General features: G+C 34.3%; 1 protein-coding gene. It reads left to right on the top strand.

Going from position 1 to position 533, the window contains the following annotated elements:
* A partial coding sequence (locus tag GJB59_RS13675; RefSeq protein WP_500048842.1) for a lysozyme family protein occupies positions 1–184 on the top strand: 184 nt, incomplete at its 5' end.
* Positions 185–533 lie beyond the last annotated feature (349 nt).

Genomic DNA, 533 nt, shown 5'->3' with positions numbered 1-533 from the left:
AGACGGAGTTGCTGATCCGTATAACTTAACGGATGCGTTGCACAGTGCTGCTAATTATTTGTCGCGAAATGGAGCCGCAACAGGAGAGTTAGAGCATGCTATTTTCGATTACAATCAGAGCGAAGAATATGTTGAGGAGGTATTATTTTTTTACGAAAAATATGAAAACCAGTTGCGCCAATAATTAAATTAGAACAGTTATCAATCGATCGAATTGACATAAAAGAAAGAATAAGAAATAGAAAACTCAATCCAAAATTTTTCTTAAGTATTCTGGATTGAGCATAGTTACAATACTAAGTTGATTCCTTGTATTGTAGCTATTTTTGGGTTTCTATTTTCTGTGATTCATTTAAGTCCAAATCAACTGAAGTAACGTAATAAGGTTTATTTTTAGTAGCTTCAATTTTTACATTTTTACGATCGAACAGGGAAGCAGTTTCAATTTTTTTTCATTTCACCCGTTGTTATATCCTCTTCATGGATGCGATAGTCGATAATTGCAGCATCGCGAACCGCATGCCACGTAATAT

Source organism: Planococcus soli, from assembly GCF_016881065.1.
Lineage (GTDB): Bacteria > Bacillota > Bacilli > Bacillales_A > Planococcaceae > Planococcus > Planococcus soli.
Note: the sequence above shows the minus strand (reverse complement) of the source record. Positions and strands in the feature narration are given on the sequence as shown.